Origin of the sequence: Paenibacillus sp. FSL M7-1455, assembly GCF_038004655.1 — a bacterium.
Taxonomy (GTDB): domain Bacteria; phylum Bacillota; class Bacilli; order Paenibacillales; family Paenibacillaceae; genus Paenibacillus_AQ; species Paenibacillus_AQ cookii.
In genome coordinates this window covers 309,994-324,218 of the sequence record NZ_JBBORO010000001.1, presented here as the reverse complement: position 1 = coordinate 324,218, position 14,225 = coordinate 309,994, and the positions used below count along the sequence as shown (strand labels likewise).

Genomic DNA, 14,225 nt, shown 5'->3' with positions numbered 1-14,225 from the left:
TTTCTTGTGCACTAATTATGCCGTTGAGCCAAAAGGTCATCGCATCTACACCACCGACTCTACGGCCGCCTCCGTTTTCGCCTTCGCCATATTGCGCTGCGCGGTAATGAGGTTATAATAAATTCCTTTCCGCTCCATAAGCTCGGCATGGGTGCCGATTTCGGCGATTTTGCCTTTGTCGAGCACGATGAGCCTGTCGGCGTGGCGCAAGGTCGACAGCCGGTGCGCGATCGCCAGCGTCGTGCGGTTGCGGGTGACGCGCTGCAAGGCTTCCTGGATCGCCGTCTCCGTGTCGATGTCGAGCGAAGCGGTCGCTTCGTCCAAAATGAGAATCCGCGGATCGTTCAGCACCGCCCGGGCAATCGCCAGCCGCTGCCGTTCGCCGCCGGAGAGGTTGCTGCCGTTTTCCTCCAGCCGCGTGTCGTATCCATCCGGCAAACGAAGGATAAAATCATGCGCATTGGCGATTTTCGCCGCCTCCAGCACCTCTTCGTACGTGGCGTCCGGCTTGGAATAACGGATATTGTCCAGAATGGTGCCGCCGAACAAGAACGTCTCCTGCAGGACGACGCCGATTTGCGAACGCAGGTGGGCCTGCTCGATCCGGCGGATGTTCACGCCGTCGATCAGAATCTCCCCTTCGTTTACGTCGTAAAAACGGGAAACCAGGTTGATCAGCGTCGATTTGCCCGAACCCGAATGCCCGACAAGGCCGATCATTTCCCCGGGTTTCACCTCGAAGTTCACGTCCTTCAATACCGGCTCATACGATTTGTACCCGAAATAAACGCCGCGGAACGTAATCGTCCCCCGGATCGAATGTTTGACGGAGCTCTCCGAATCGATCACCTCCGGCTGCTCGTCGATCACCGAAAAAATCCGGTCAATCGAAATGATCGCGTTCGACACCCATCTCGGCATGAACATCAGCCAGGTGATCGGCCCGTAGATCATGGCGGCATAACCGCTGAACTGCACGAGCTCGCCCAAGGTCATGTCCTTATTCAAAATCATTCCGCAGCCGATCAGGAGCACGAGATACTGCCCCATCTGGATCAAATAGTTCGAAATCGGCGCCAAAATGCTGAATACCTTTTCGGTCTGGATCGTTGCCGCAGCAAACTCGCCGTTATACTGCCGGAAACGTTTGACCTCCCGCTCCTCCTTGCCGAAAGCCTTCACCACGCGGATGCCGCTCAGCACGTCATGCAGGAAGGAATTGGCCTTGTCATAGACCCGCCATTGCTTGCGGAACAGCTTCCACAGCACGCCTTTCCATATGTAACGCTGCAAATAGGCGACCAGCGGAGCCGGAAGCAGCACCACGAAGGCAAGCCGCCAATCGGCGGAAAACAGCAGCACGCTCGCGGAGACGAGGATGATCAGCTGAAAGATCGCCGTGGTGGCGAGCTCCTGCACGAGATTGCGGATCCGCTCCGTATCCGACGTAATCCGGTTCATGATATCTCCGGCCCGCTGCGACGTCAAAAAACCGAGCGACAGGCTTTGAATCCGCTCATACACCACCTTGCGCAGATCCGCGGCGATTTCCGAGCTGACCCGCGCCATAATCCGGCCTTTGATGATGCCGAGCCCTTCGCCGCCGACCAGCACGAGCAAAAGGCCCGCAATGCCCAGAAGGAACATCAGAACGCTGGGCGACTGACCCGCCGGCGGCTGCAGCGCAGAATTGACCAGCAGCTTTTGAAAATAGGGTCCGGCCATCGATATCGCCGAAGCGGCGATAATGACCGCCAGCCCGACCGCAAACGTTTTGGAGTGGGCCAGCGAAACCGACAGCAGCCGCTTGAGGGCGGCGGCTTTGTTCATGCATTTCGGGCATACCCTCGTTCCGGGAACGAGCGGCCCGCCGCAGGTCGCGCAGATCGGCTCATCCTCATCGTTGTATATCCGGACCTTGCGTTTGCGGGATATGTCGTTCAAAATTTGCGCGATATATCCGTATCGGGCCGCATGTTTCATCGACAGCCGGGTCAGGATGAACTTGGTCCCGGCTTCGTCCCCTTCCAATACGGCGCTGCCGATCAGCGGGACCACCTTGTATTCTTCGGCGTCCGCTATCGCCCGGCTTTCGATGACAACCCCGTCCTCCAGCAGCGCCCAGCGGTGTTCGCCGACGACAAAATAGTTTTCCGTCCGCCTTCCGCCATACGTCAGATCGGCCGGGACGCAATATAGGATGGTCTCCCCGACGGCCTGCCTCGCGGCGAACAGCTGCTCCTCGGGCAGCGTAAAATTAAGGTTCATGGATACCTCCGTCCTCGCACTCGGTTGCTTGCAGGCCTTTCAAAGCCTACATGCATACTTCGATCATCCGGTATTCCTTATCGCTCAAACGGTCCAGTTCGGGAATGATGAACCGGTTGCCGTCCACGTCGACGACGAGCAGGCGGTTCGGCGTCATCAGCTTGACGTTTCCGCCGCCGCTCCGGACCGTAAACCGGCACAGCCCCGACGAGGTTTCCGCTTCCCAATAGGAATAGCCGAATTCCTCCTTCACTGAGAGCACCTTCGTGATTTCCGGGGCAAAATACCGCAGCTGCACCTGCTCCTCCAGCAGCTCCTGCGTTTCCTTCGGGAACTCATCCAGCGAGCGGATCATGCCGATTTCTTCGTTTTCCGCGGTCCGGACCGATAAATAGATCCGTTTGTTCGTATGGGGAAAGGAGCAATGGATATACACGCCCGCATGCGCCTGACCCCCGACGGTCACGTTTAACATCCGCCCTTCCGTCCGGGTGAACGTTGCATCCGCCGGCGACAGATAACGGATTTGGGCCGCGTCCGCCAAGCCGGCGCTGCTTTTCCCCGGGCTTCGTGCCGCTCCCGTTTCGTTTTGGGTCATGCCGTGATCACCTCTTTCATTTTCAGCGCTTCGTCATGTTTTTGCACCAAGCCGTAATACGCCCCTTCTTTTTTCATTAACTGCTCGTGGGTTCCTTCCTCCACGATGGTTCCATGCTCAAGCACGACCAAGTAGTCGGCGTTTCGCAGCGTCGAGAGGCGGTGCGCGATCGCAATCGTCGTACGGCCCCGAATGAGGGTGTCCAGCGCCTCCTGGATTTGCAGCTCCGTTTTCGTATCGAGGGAAGCGGTCGCTTCGTCCAATATCAAAATTTTCGGATTATGCAAAATCGCCCGCGCGATGCTGAGCCGCTGCTTTTCGCCCCCTGACAGGTTATGCCCGCCCGTGCCGACGATCGTGTCGTAGCCTTCCGGCAGCTTTTCGATGAAGTCATGCGCTCCGGCGATCTTGGCGGCATGGACCAAGTCCTCCAGCGTGCAGTCCGGGTCGGCGTAGGCGATGTTTTCGGCGATGCTGCCCGACATGACGTACACGTCCTGGGATACGATGCCGATATGCTTGCGCAGCGAAGCCATGGACAGATCCTTGATGCGGATGCCGTCGATCCGGATCTCTCCTTCATTAACGTCGTAAAGCCTTGGGATGAGGTTGACGAGCGTCGATTTGCCCGCCCCCGAGTGTCCGACGACCCCGATCATCTGGCCGGGACGCGCATGCAGGGATACTCCCTTCAAAATAGCCTTGTTCGGCTCGTAACCGAAGGTGACGTTTTTGATCTCGATTTCGCCCTTCATGTCCGAAAGCTGGACGGCATCCGGCTTTTCCGCAACGTCCGGCACCGCGTCGTGAATCTCGAAAATCCGCTGGGCGGCGGACATGCAATACGACCACCAGTTGACGATGTTGTTCATGAACTGGATCGGACCGTACAGTAGCAGCATGTAGTTAATAAAGGTCATCACTTTCCCGAACGTAAAGTCGCCCTGCATCACCCTCCAGCCGCCAAAAGCCCAAATCACGATGCCGCCGACCTGCGTTAATATGTTTAATACCGGAAACAACGTGACGCCCATTTTGTTGAACGACTGTTCCGCCTCGGAAAAGGCGCCGCTGGCCCGGCCAAAACGGGCATTCTCCGTCTGCTCCTTCCCGAAAGCCTTGACGACCCGCGTCCCGCGGATCGTATCGCTGATGATGGCATTCATCGCCGCGACCCGTTTATGCCTGCGGATGGACAGGCGCCACAGCTTGGGAAACGCTTTCCGAACAAGCCAAAACACGAGCGGAAGCGGCAGCAGGCACAGCACCGTCAGCTTCCAATCCATGATGAGCAGCACCGTGACGATCCCGACGATGTTCATCGCGTTTACGACGAAATAAGAAATACCGTCCACGAAAAAATACTGCAGCTCGGTTGCGTCATTATTGACCCGCGTCATGAGCTGCCCCGTCTGCTTTTTCTCGAAAAAGCTCAAGGAAAGCCGCTGCATCGCCTGAAACACGCTCGATTTCAAATCAAAGGCGATGTTTGCGGCCATCTTCGCGTTAATCACCCCGTAGAGCACCCCGAACAGCAGCGACAAGGTCCGAAACACGATGATCAGCAAGATGACGAGCCCGATTTTGCCCGCAAAAGCCCCTTCTCCGCCGAGCGCCTGGTCGAACAGCAGCGTCCCCTGCAAATAAGGGATGACGAGCCCCGTTCCGGAACCGAGCAGCATCAAAAGCACGATCCAAAACATCGAAGCCTTGTACCTGCCCGCAAATGACAGCAGCCTCCCGAATACCGCATGTTTTTTCATGCATTTGGGGCAAACCTTGCGCCCTTCCTCGGGGTAGATCATGCCGCATTTCGGGCACGCGGCGCGCTCGTCGCCGTCCTCCGTCTCCTGTTCCTCCGGTTCCTCGTTTTTCTTCACCTTGGCAAACATCCCCGCCAGCCGCGCTGCCGCCCTCATGTGGCCGTTCGTAAAGGCGGCGATCGCCCGTTCCTCCGGCGCCTTCAACACCACCATGCCGGACGCGACCAGGTTGACGATGGTCAGGGACTCGATTTCCCCGATCGGCAACCGCTCGAACGCCCACCTCCGCTCCCGCGGGGCGGGAGGCTGTTTCGCGCGCGTACCCGCGGCATAACCGCCGTACGTCTTCTCCTGCAAAGGCTCCTCCAAGCTGGCCAGGATCCATACATGCCCGCGGGTAAGCAGCACGTACGTATCCGAGAATTCTCCGTCCAGCGTCCGGTCGCACAGCATCCAGCACAAAACGCCTTCCGGATCGGCGCCATGCCGCTGAAGAACCTTTCCGATTTCTTCTGGAAGCTTATCCATTTGCCCTCCGACTTTTTGGATTAATGTGGATTTCATTTGTTTTAGGTACGAATTATAATACACTCTTTACCGATTCCAATAAAGGGAAAATTTGCTTTAAACGCAAATTATCTTTACAGCCGGTTTTCGTCCGAAAAAAAGCAGCGGAAAGCCTTGGGCGAAAATGAAGCCTCAGACTGCCGCTGCCTTTATTCCGCTATCCGATTGGTCTGCGAGCGCATAAGCCAGCGGCTGCAAGTTCCCGCTCCGCCATGCCCTATTTTTCTCCGACCAACCCATAAAAAAACAACTCCATCAACCGGTCCATATTCCTCGCGATGCTTTCCTGTTTCGAAGCCTCCCAATGCCGTCCGAGCTCGTTTTTGTACATGGTAAAGTACAACATGACCGTCTCGTCCGTGTAGTCTTTTCGAATATATCCCTCGTCTTTTCCCATGGCGACAAACTTCATGAAAAATTGCATCATTTTCTGCTCGCTGTAGCCCTCCAGCATCCGCATCAATCCGCTCGCCTCAAAAAACGACGCTTTCTGAAACTGATCCGTTAAAATTTTTAAATTTTTCGCCTCCAGTAGCATGATCTCTTTGGCCTTCTCTGCAAAGGCACGCCCCGAGGCCAAAATGTCCTCGTATTGCTCCAGCTGTTTGTCCAGCCAATCCTTAAACATGTCGGCATACAGCTGCTCTTTGGTTCCAAAGTAGTTGTAAATGGTCGCGGGGGAAACCTTCGCATGTTCGGCGATTTCGTTCACGCTTACCTTCTGAAAACCGTATTTGGAGAACAATTCAAAAGAAGAGCTGTAGATCTGCTCCATTTTGTTCCGTTTCCGTCGTTCGAATCCGTTCATGTTTTGCACCTCATTTGTAGTGTAGCGGATGTTTTGGAGCAATACAATGAAACCAGTACAACATTTATTGCCATTCCCGATCCGAAAATTTATAATATTTTTGTAGTTATTCACTATATATAGTACAAAATATTGTTCAAAGCGGTTTTTTCAAACCTAAAATGGATGGGAGGTGCTCGTGCATGAAACCACTTCGGATGCCTTCATTTTTGCATGACGTGTTCGGCGAACGCCAAAGCCTCGTTTCGATTCTAACCGTCCTATTGTTCGGCGGATTGCTGACCGCCGCGTTCTACCTTAGGTTCCCCGGCCTCGGAGAGCATTTGCCCGTATGGCGCGTCACCCTTGCATTGCTGCTCGTTTTCGATGTGTTTTCCGGATGCATCGCCAATTTCACGGCCTCGACAAGCAACTTTTATGCCGTACGCTCAACGAATCGGCTCGTATTCATTGCGATCCATGTTCACATCGTTTTCATCGCGCTTCTTTTGGATACGGATATGGGGGTTTCGATCGGGATTTGGGCGTATACCGTCGCCGGGGCGCTCGTCGTCAATGCGCTTATCGGGAAACCCTCGCAGCGGTTCGTCGCCGGTTTGCTCCTGTCTGCCGGACTCGGCTGGATACCGATGCTGCCGGATCTGCAGCCCCATATGCTCATCGTCAGCTTATTGTTTATGCTGAAAGTGTTATACGGATTTGCGGTCGACCATTATGGGCATGCCAGCCGCGACACGGGGGAAAAAGCCTGAACAGCACGCCGAACTCGTATTCATGCGGATCTTTTCGGATAAGCTTGCCGTGTTTTTCGTGCCTTCCCTTGCCGACAATCGATCTGCGCCCGCAAAAAAAGGCCTCCCTCAAGCCGATGCCATTCGACTCGAGGGAAGCCTTTTATTTTAGGATTCGCGAAATCCTTACTTATAATATAGCTAGCTTATTTCGTTGCGTTTTTCCAGTCGGCAGCAAACTTCTCGATGCCTTGATCCGTCAGAGGGTGCTTCGCAAGCTGCGCGATGACGCTGAACGGAACGGTCGCGATGTGAGCGCCGGCCATGGCTACGCGGGTAACATGGTCCGGATGGCGAACCGATGCCGCGATGATTTGCGTATCCAGGTTGTGGACGCGGAACAGCTCGGCGATTTTCGTTACGAGCAGCACGCCGTCTTCGGAAATGTCGTCCAAGCGGCCCAGGAACGGGGATACGTAAGTTGCGCCTGCGCGTGCAGCGAGGAGCGCTTGGTTCACGGTGAAGATCAGGGTAACGTTCGTTTTTACGCCTTTTTTGGAGAGGTAACGGCAAGCTTCAAGACCAGCCAGCGTCATTGGAAGCTTGATCGTGATATTTTTGTCTCCGCCGTTGATCTTGATGAGCTCTTCGGCTTGCGCGATCATGTCTTCTGCGGTTTCGGCATCCGGAGTTACTTCGGCGGATACGGACTCCACTTCAGGAACGGCCTTCAAAATTTCTTCGATGCGGTCTTCGAACTTCACGCCTTCTTTGGCTACGAGGGAAGGGTTGGTCGTTACGCCGGAAAGCACGCCGATTTTGTAAGCTTTTTTGATGTCCTCAAGATTGGCAGTATCGATAAAAAATTTCATGATGCATAACCTCCATATATGTTTATTGTTTAGGATCTGGAATTAGTTCTTCACTACAGCGTGGCCGCCAAATTCGTTGCGAAGCGCTGCAACGACTTTACCCGTAAACGTGTCGTTTTCCAGGGAACGGTAGCGCATCAGCAGGGACATTGCGATGACCGGAGTGGCAGCCTGCAGATCCAGAGCCGTTTCCACCGTCCATTTACCTTCGCCGGAAGATTGCATAATTCCTTTAATTTCATCCAATTTCGCGTCTTTGGCAAATGCTTTTTCCGTCAATTCCATCAGCCAGGAACGGATAACGGAACCGTTGTTCCATACGCGGGCCACTTTTTCGTAGTCAAAATCGAAATCGCTCTTCTCAAGCACTTCGAATCCTTCGCCGATAGCAGCCATAAAGCCGTATTCCACGCCGTTGTGGACCATTTTCAGGAAGTGGCCGCTGCCGGCTTTGCCTGCATACAGGTATCCATTTTCAACCGCCGTGTCTTTGAAGATCGGCTCGACATGGTTCCAAGCTTCTTCGTCGCCGCCGATCATGTAGCAAGCGCCGTTGCGTGCGCCTTCCATGCCGCCGGAAGTGCCCACATCAAGGAAGCTCACGCCGAATTCCTTGAGCTTGTTGTATCTTGCGATCGATTCTTTGTAATGGGAGTTGCCCGCTTCGATGACGATGTCGCCTTTAGCCAGCAGCGGAGTCAGTTCATCGATGACGGAATCCACCACGGAGTGCGGAACCATGATCCACAAAATTCTTGGCGTTTCCAGCGCTTCAACCAGCTCTTTCAGGCTGGACGTGCCTTTTGCGCCTTTGCTTTCCAATTCTTTGACCGCAGCCGTATTCAGGTCGTAAGCCACGACGCTGTGGTTGTGATCCATCAAGTTTTGTCCCAAGTTCAATCCCATTTTACCCAATCCGATTAATCCGACTTTCATTTGTTTTCCCTCCACACCATATTTTCTATTTATTGGACTCGACCGATTCCGTCCTTTTGACTAATCTTGCATCGTTTCAGGAACCGGTCTTGAGCCCATGTTTTGTTTGTTTGAATCTTGTACAGTATGATTCCTAAAAAATCAGCGCTGAACCGCCAGTTCTTTTTCTTCGGCTTTTTCGCCTTCGACGGGTTTATCCAGCCACCATTTGAATCCGTCCGCCGCAACCAACTGATCGGATGCTTCCGGTCCGTTGGAGCCCGCAGGATAATAAGACAGAGGAATCAGGTCTTGTTCGAACGCGTCCAAAATCGGCTGCACGTACTGCCAGGACAGCTCCACCTCGTCCCAATGCGCAAAGAACGTGGAATCCCCGCGAACCGCATCGTGGATCAAGTTTTCGTAAGCTTCCGGCAAATCGTTGCCGCATTCGTAGAAGTTGATCCGCATCGGTTCCAGCTTTTCGTTGTCCAGCGGATCTTTTTTGTTCAATTGAATAAAGATGCCTTCGTTCGGATTAATTTCGATTACCAGCAGATTAGGGTCATTGTTGGTATTCTGTCCTTTTAGCGGCTCTTTAAATTCAATGACGATGCGCGTAGATTTTTCCTTCATGCGTTTGCCCGTACGGATGTAGAATGGGACTTCGCTCCAGAAATAGTTGTCGATCCACAAGCGGAGCGCGATGAAGGTATCGTTTTTCGATCCGGCCGGAACGCCGGGTTCGTCGATGTAGGCCGGAACGGGTTTGCCGTTGATCTCCCCAGCCGCATACTGGCCGCGAACGACGTTTTGGGCGATGGTTTCCTTATTAAGCGGACGCAGCGATTCCATGACGTTTCTTTTCTTCATGCGGACTTCGCTTGCATCTCCTTTGCGCGGAAGGCGCATGCTAATCATCATCAGCAGCTGAAGCATATGGTTTTGCACCATGTCGCGGATCGCTCCGGAATGATCGTAATACCCTGCTCTTTCTTCAACGCCGACGGTTTCGCTGGCCGTAATTTGGACGTTGGCGATATGGTGATTGGACCAAAGCGCCTTGAGAATCGGGTTCGAAGATTCGAGGATTTCGAGATTTTGGACCATCGGTTTGCCGAGGTAGTGGTCGATGCGGTAAATTTCGCTTTCGTCGAAAGCTTTGCTGAGCTGCGCGTTCAGATGACGCGCCGATTGCAGATCCCGTCCGAACGGTTTTTCGATGACCAGTCGCTTCCAGCCGGTGGTGGAGCCCAGACCGCTGTCCTTGATGTTAAAGGCGATCGTTTCGAAAAACTCGGGCGCTACCGACAGATAGAACAACCGGTTGTCCGGAATGTTCAATTCTTGTTCGCGTTGTTCCACGAGGGTACGCAGCTTGTTGAAATCCTCCAGGTTGCCGGCATCCAGCGCCGCATAACGGACGGTTTCAAGAAAAGCCTTCAACTGCGCCTCGTCGCTTGCCGCTCTTCTCGAAAAAGTCTCCAGCGATTTCGCCACGACTTGTTGAAACTCGGCATGGGTCGTCTCTTTTCTGCCCAACGCGATGATCGAAAACGATTCTGGCATTTTTTTATCTATATACAAATTAAATAAGGCCGGATAGATTTTACGCTTCGCTAAATCTCCCGTCCCGCCAAACAAGACAAATGTCATATTGTCCATTATTCGATTCCTCCATTCCACCCAAATACTTTGCTACCAGCAGCTCTCTCTTTTTTCTCCGTGCATAGTACAGTATGGTTACTTTTAATAACCCGTTTACTTTAACATCGCCCATATTAAACCTATTTTGTCGAACTGTCAAACTTTTTTTGTCGAAATTATGAACGGCACCCTTACCCCTTTAATGATAGCGCTTTCCGTGATATCATTGTGTTAATTGTCAAGTCGCCATCGTATTTGCAGCACGCTGTGATGTTTGTCATATCCCTGCAAAATGTGTAACCTGATAATATTTAGTAACCATGGTTGGATCTATGGGGCGAAGGAGTGAGCGGAGGATGAGCGATGAAAAATACGAAACTTTATGCCAAAAAATCGAAATGGCGCACCAAATCACGGGGAAAAAGTGGGTTAATCTTATTGTTCATACGTTAATGGAAGAGCCCAAGCGTTTCAGCGAAATTCACGCCTATATTCCGGACCTCAGCAAACGCATGCTTAACGAACGGATCAAGGAACTGGAGGATAACGGGATCGTCATTCGCAACGTCATTTCGGACCGGCCCGTGCGGATTGAGTATTCCTTGACGAGAAAAGGAACCGAACTGGGGAGGGCGCTGCAGGCGGTAGAGAAATGGGCCGAAAAGTGGTTGTAGCGATCGGCATGTTTCTTGCAGCGGATTTGACAGCGGTTACAACATCGAACAAGCGCAAATTAACGATATAAACCGAACCTACGCGGTGAAAAAAAGCTCTGCGCCAACGCCGGCACAGAGCTTTTCGTTTGCTTAAGCCAGGGTCATCACTTCGTAGGCTTCCGCCAGTTCCATAAAATGCCCCATGCTGGAAATCTCCCCGGCCATAAGCTGTTCACGCACGCCGTAATAGTCGACGCAGGTGGCGCAGGCCAGCACCGGAACCCCCCGATCCGCAAGCTCCTTCAAATGAACGGAGGCCAGCGATCGCTCGGTTAAGGCCAGCACGCCCCGGTTGGCGCAAAAAACGGCCGCAGGCAGCTGCTCCCGCTGCTTCAGAAGCGTGAAGAATGTCTCCAAAATTTGCGATCCCAGCTCGCGTTCCCCGTTGCCCAGGCTGTCGGTCGTCAGAAAAATCACTTTATTTTTCATCCAAAGTCCATCCCTTCGGTACTTGAAATCATTTCCTATTCCAACGATAGCCTACGGGCATGAAAAGAGCAACTTCCATGGGAACGGCACGGAAAAGGCGGTTTTACCCGGCAGGGCATTGCCGCTTTTCCGCCCCCGCTCCGCTGCCTTCTACCGCAGCTTGAACCGCTTTTGCGGGCCTTGGCTTGTTGACGAGAAAAATGCCGATCCCCGTGCAAACGGCTCCGGCCAGCACGTACGCATGAAGGGGTTCGCCGAGCAAGAGCCATCCGGTACATAAGCCAAACAGCGGAATCAGGAACAGATACACGTTCGCTTTCCCCGGGTCGCTGTTCATCAGGACATCATACCAGGCCACGAATTGGGCGATGGAGCTCATCAGAATCATCCACCCAAGAACGAACAGCTCTTTGCCGAGATGATCCGGATCCCAGGTAAAATGCGGCTGCTCCAATAACGGACCGACAGCCAGCAAAAGCACTCCCCCGATCAGCATTTGATACGCGGCCATCACCCACGTGTCGTATGCCTTGCCCCAGCGGGAAGTAAGGAGCGTTGCCAGCCCCCAAGCCATGCCCGCCCCGATCGCATACCAGAAGCCGCTTTCCAGCTGCACGGTAAAACCCTGCGCGACGGCAACGCCGGCGAAACCGATGAGCACGCCCGCCCATTGCACGGCCCGGTAACGAACACGGTACAACAAGAAGCTGAAAATAATAAACCAGATCGGATTCGTGGAAGATAAAATCGAGGAGCTTCCCGAAGAGATCGTCTTCATGCTCAAATAGATGCCCGCCATCACCAGCGCGGACTGCAGAAGGCCGATGACGGCAATTTTAAGCCAGTCGGCCGCCCGCCGGGGATGCGGGCGCTTCGCAATAAACGGCAGCATCAGCAGGCCCGCGGCAATGAACCGGATCGCCAGCAGCACGAACGGGGAACCGAAAGCCAAAGCCATTTTGCCGACGGGAAAATTGAGGCCGGAAACCAGCATCGCAAACACGGTCAACAGCATGATGCGCAAGTTTCGCATTCGTACGCCACCTTCTTTTCTTTAAGGATTATGTACAGTGTATTTCAGGGCATGTTATCATGTAAAATGATTAAAACCGATGCATTTCATCACTGGAAATGATGATAAGATAAACAACCCTGCTTTGAATGTTGACACTGTGGAAGGAAGGTGGCTAACGCATGGAAAGCGCCGATTTGAAAATATTCCAAGCCGTAGCAAGGGAAGGCAGCATCACGAAAGCGGCGGCCCGGCTCGGATACGTGCAGTCCAACGTCACGGCCCGCATCAGGCATCTCGAGGCGGAGCTGAACACCTCGCTGCTGCACCGGCAAAGCCGCGGCGTATCGCTCACGCCGGCCGGCGAAAATTTGCTGAAATATGCCGACAAAATCGTGTATTTGCTGGATGAGGCGGTCAAGTCCACCCGGAACTCGGAGACGCCGAGCGGCACGCTGCGCATCGGATCGCTTGAAACGACCGCCGCGGTCCAGCTTCCCGTGATGATGCTGGAGTATCACCGGAGTTACCCCGACGTCCAGTTATCGCTGTCCACCGGGCATACCTCGGACCTGGTCAAAAGCGTGCTGGAGTATGAGCTTGACGCCGCTTTCGTCAACGGGCCGCAACATCATCCCGATCTGGAGGAGCTGTATGCGTTCGAGGAAGAGATGGTCCTGATCGCGGAACCCGGCGAAACATCGCTGCAATCGGCGCTTGCCAAACCGCAGCTGTTTTTCGGTAAAGGCTGTTATCACCGCAAAACATTGGAACGATGGCTGCAGGAAGAGCATCAGCAGTCGCTGAACAGCATGGAGTTCGGGACGCTGGAGGCAATTTTGGGTGGCGTGTCGGCCGGTCTGGGCGTATCGCTGGTCACCCGTTCCTCCGTTAAAACCTGGGAAGAGGCAGGCAAAATCAGCGTCCTCCCCATTCCGGAAAAATACCGGCGCTCCGTGGTCAGCTTCGTGTTCCGGCGCGATTTGTTCCGCACCAGCGCGTTTAATGCATTCGTCGAATTGATGTCGCGATTTTCGGTCCAAGGCGCCGCAAATGCGATTTCGGGGTGAAAAAAGGGCCGGGCTATGCTACAATACTGGACGGCAAATCGATCAGGGAGGTTTATATTCAAGCCATGCTCATTATAGGTATCGCCGGCGGAACAGGGTCCGGCAAAACGACGGTAGCCCGCTCCGTCATCGACCGTCTAGGTACGGGCAAAGTGACGTTCATATCCCAGGATAATTATTATAAAGACCACAAGCATCTCACGCTCGAGGAACGGGCGCATATCAACTATGACCATCCGTTCGCTTTCGACAACGAGCTTTTGATAGAGCATCTTGCCCTTCTCCGCGACGGCCAACCGGCGTATGCTCCGGTATACGACTTTACCGTCCATGCCCGTTCGGAGACGGAAACGGTTGAGCTTAAGCCGAACAACATCGTCATCATCGAAGGCCTTCATGTATTGTCCGACGAAAAGCTTCGAGAAATGCTGGACATCAAGGTGTTCGTCGACACCGATCCGGACGTCCGCATTTTGCGCCGCGTCGTGCGCGACATCGAGGAGCGCGGCCGCTCCATCCAGTCGGTGCACCAGCAGTATTTGACGACGGTGAAGCCGATGCACGAAGCCTTTATCGAACCTTCCAAAAAATACGCCGACCTGATCATCCCCGAAGGCGGGCAAAACGAGGTCGGAATCCAACTCCTGTCGATCCTGACGGAAAAATTCCTGTCGGGCGACCGGGACTGGTCCGATTATTAAGAACATACTTCAACAAGATCCCCCGAACCGGCGAACTTACGACAGCCCCCGTGCGCTTCAGGCGTGCCGGGGGCTGTTTGCCGTTTGCGGCTTGCGGACGGCGCCGGCGCTCCCCCTTGTCAGGCTAG

At 53.9% G+C, this 14,225-nt stretch carries 13 protein-coding genes; 4 read left to right on the top strand and 9 right to left on the bottom strand.

Annotated elements, in window-relative coordinates:
- Nucleotides 1-45: 45 nt before the first annotated feature.
- The 4 genes from NYE48_RS01475 to NYE48_RS01460 form a co-directional block, all read right to left on the bottom strand.
- Nucleotides 46-2,268, bottom strand: coding sequence for an ABC transporter ATP-binding protein (locus NYE48_RS01475; RefSeq protein WP_340996438.1), 2,223 nt, complete (start codon nucleotides 2,266-2,268; stop codon nucleotides 46-48).
- A 46-nt stretch (nucleotides 2,269-2,314) separates the two neighbouring features.
- Nucleotides 2,315-2,866 carry a DUF1854 domain-containing protein gene (locus NYE48_RS01470; RefSeq protein WP_340996436.1) on the bottom strand — a complete coding sequence of 184 codons (552 nt, stop codon included), beginning with the start codon at nucleotides 2,864-2,866 and terminating at the stop codon, nucleotides 2,315-2,317.
- Entirely contained in the window at nucleotides 2,863-5,157 is a 2,295-nt protein-coding gene (locus tag NYE48_RS01465; protein ID WP_340996434.1) for an ABC transporter ATP-binding protein, read from the bottom strand. Before NYE48_RS01465 ends, NYE48_RS01470 begins: the two co-directional genes overlap by 4 nt.
- A 256-nt stretch (nucleotides 5,158-5,413) precedes the next feature.
- Nucleotides 5,414-6,004 (bottom strand): TetR/AcrR family transcriptional regulator, encoded by a 591-nt coding sequence (locus NYE48_RS01460; RefSeq protein ID WP_340996432.1) that lies wholly within the window; start codon nucleotides 6,002-6,004, stop codon nucleotides 5,414-5,416.
- Nucleotides 6,005-6,186: 182 nt separating this feature from the next.
- Between NYE48_RS01460 and NYE48_RS01455 the strand changes: the two genes are divergently transcribed.
- Nucleotides 6,187-6,756, top strand: coding sequence for a hypothetical protein (locus NYE48_RS01455; RefSeq protein ID WP_340996430.1), 570 nt, complete (start codon nucleotides 6,187-6,189; stop codon nucleotides 6,754-6,756).
- 185 nt (nucleotides 6,757-6,941) lie between these two features.
- Here NYE48_RS01455 and fsa read toward each other — a convergent pair whose 3' ends face one another.
- The 3 genes from fsa to zwf all read right to left on the bottom strand — a co-directional run bounded on the left by fsa (nucleotide 6,942) and on the right by zwf (nucleotide 10,187).
- Nucleotides 6,942-7,607 (bottom strand): fructose-6-phosphate aldolase, encoded by a 666-nt coding sequence (gene fsa / locus NYE48_RS01450; protein WP_212949403.1) that lies wholly within the window; start codon nucleotides 7,605-7,607, stop codon nucleotides 6,942-6,944.
- 42 nt (nucleotides 7,608-7,649) lie between these two features.
- Nucleotides 7,650-8,543: a phosphogluconate dehydrogenase (NAD(+)-dependent, decarboxylating) gene (gene gnd, locus NYE48_RS01445; protein WP_212949401.1), complete on the bottom strand. Its 894-nt coding sequence runs from the start codon at nucleotides 8,541-8,543 to the stop codon at nucleotides 7,650-7,652.
- A 141-nt stretch (nucleotides 8,544-8,684) separates the two neighbouring features.
- Complete coding sequence (gene zwf / locus NYE48_RS01440) at nucleotides 8,685-10,187, bottom strand: glucose-6-phosphate dehydrogenase (RefSeq protein ID WP_340996428.1); 1,503 nt, start codon at nucleotides 10,185-10,187, stop codon at nucleotides 8,685-8,687.
- A gap of 338 nt (nucleotides 10,188-10,525) precedes the next feature.
- Between zwf and NYE48_RS01435 the strand changes: the two genes are divergently transcribed.
- A complete protein-coding gene (locus NYE48_RS01435) occupies nucleotides 10,526-10,843 on the top strand; it encodes a winged helix-turn-helix transcriptional regulator (RefSeq protein WP_340996426.1) in 318 nt (105 codons plus the stop codon).
- A 132-nt stretch (nucleotides 10,844-10,975) separates the two neighbouring features.
- On the opposite strand, the gene NYE48_RS01430 is transcribed toward NYE48_RS01435, so the two are convergent.
- Together NYE48_RS01430 and NYE48_RS01425 are read right to left on the bottom strand one after the other, a co-directional pair.
- Nucleotides 10,976-11,314 carry a DsrE family protein gene (locus NYE48_RS01430; RefSeq protein WP_340996425.1) on the bottom strand — a complete coding sequence of 113 codons (339 nt, stop codon included), beginning with the start codon at nucleotides 11,312-11,314 and terminating at the stop codon, nucleotides 10,976-10,978.
- A 103-nt stretch (nucleotides 11,315-11,417) separates the two neighbouring features.
- Nucleotides 11,418-12,347, bottom strand: coding sequence for a DMT family transporter (locus NYE48_RS01425; protein ID WP_340996424.1), 930 nt, complete (start codon nucleotides 12,345-12,347; stop codon nucleotides 11,418-11,420).
- Nucleotides 12,348-12,508: 161 nt separating this feature from the next.
- Between NYE48_RS01425 and NYE48_RS01420 the strand changes: the two genes are divergently transcribed.
- Together NYE48_RS01420 and udk are read left to right on the top strand one after the other, a co-directional pair.
- On the top strand, nucleotides 12,509-13,396 hold the full coding sequence (locus NYE48_RS01420) for a LysR family transcriptional regulator (protein ID WP_340996422.1): 888 nt from the start codon (nucleotides 12,509-12,511) through the stop codon (nucleotides 13,394-13,396).
- Between the two features lie 65 nt (nucleotides 13,397-13,461).
- Complete coding sequence (gene udk / locus NYE48_RS01415) at nucleotides 13,462-14,097, top strand: uridine kinase (protein WP_212949391.1); 636 nt, start codon at nucleotides 13,462-13,464, stop codon at nucleotides 14,095-14,097.
- Nucleotides 14,098-14,225 lie beyond the last annotated feature (128 nt).

Bases quoted from the DNA above. Each gene is read 5' to 3' on its own strand.
- NYE48_RS01475 (WP_340996438.1), bottom strand. From the start codon at position 2,268: ATGAACCTTAATTTTACGCTGCCCGAGGAGCAGCTGTTCGCCGCGAGG.
- NYE48_RS01470 (WP_340996436.1), bottom strand. From the start codon at position 2,866: ATGACCCAAAACGAAACGGGAGCGGCACGAAGCCCGGGGAAAAGCAGC.
- NYE48_RS01465 (WP_340996434.1), bottom strand. From the start codon at position 5,157: ATGGATAAGCTTCCAGAAGAAATCGGAAAGGTTCTTCAGCGGCATGGC.
- NYE48_RS01460 (WP_340996432.1), bottom strand. From the start codon at position 6,004: ATGAACGGATTCGAACGACGGAAACGGAACAAAATGGAGCAGATCTAC.
- NYE48_RS01455 (WP_340996430.1), top strand. From the start codon at position 6,187: ATGAAACCACTTCGGATGCCTTCATTTTTGCATGACGTGTTCGGCGAA.
- fsa (WP_212949403.1), bottom strand. From the start codon at position 7,607: ATGAAATTTTTTATCGATACTGCCAATCTTGAGGACATCAAAAAAGCT.
- gnd (WP_212949401.1), bottom strand. From the start codon at position 8,543: ATGAAAGTCGGATTAATCGGATTGGGTAAAATGGGATTGAACTTGGGA.
- zwf (WP_340996428.1), bottom strand. From the start codon at position 10,187: ATGGACAATATGACATTTGTCTTGTTTGGCGGGACGGGAGATTTAGCG.
- NYE48_RS01435 (WP_340996426.1), top strand. From the start codon at position 10,526: ATGAGCGATGAAAAATACGAAACTTTATGCCAAAAAATCGAAATGGCG.
- NYE48_RS01430 (WP_340996425.1), bottom strand. From the start codon at position 11,314: ATGAAAAATAAAGTGATTTTTCTGACGACCGACAGCCTGGGCAACGGG.
- NYE48_RS01425 (WP_340996424.1), bottom strand. From the start codon at position 12,347: ATGCGAAACTTGCGCATCATGCTGTTGACCGTGTTTGCGATGCTGGTT.
- NYE48_RS01420 (WP_340996422.1), top strand. From the start codon at position 12,509: ATGGAAAGCGCCGATTTGAAAATATTCCAAGCCGTAGCAAGGGAAGGC.
- udk (WP_212949391.1), top strand. From the start codon at position 13,462: ATGCTCATTATAGGTATCGCCGGCGGAACAGGGTCCGGCAAAACGACG.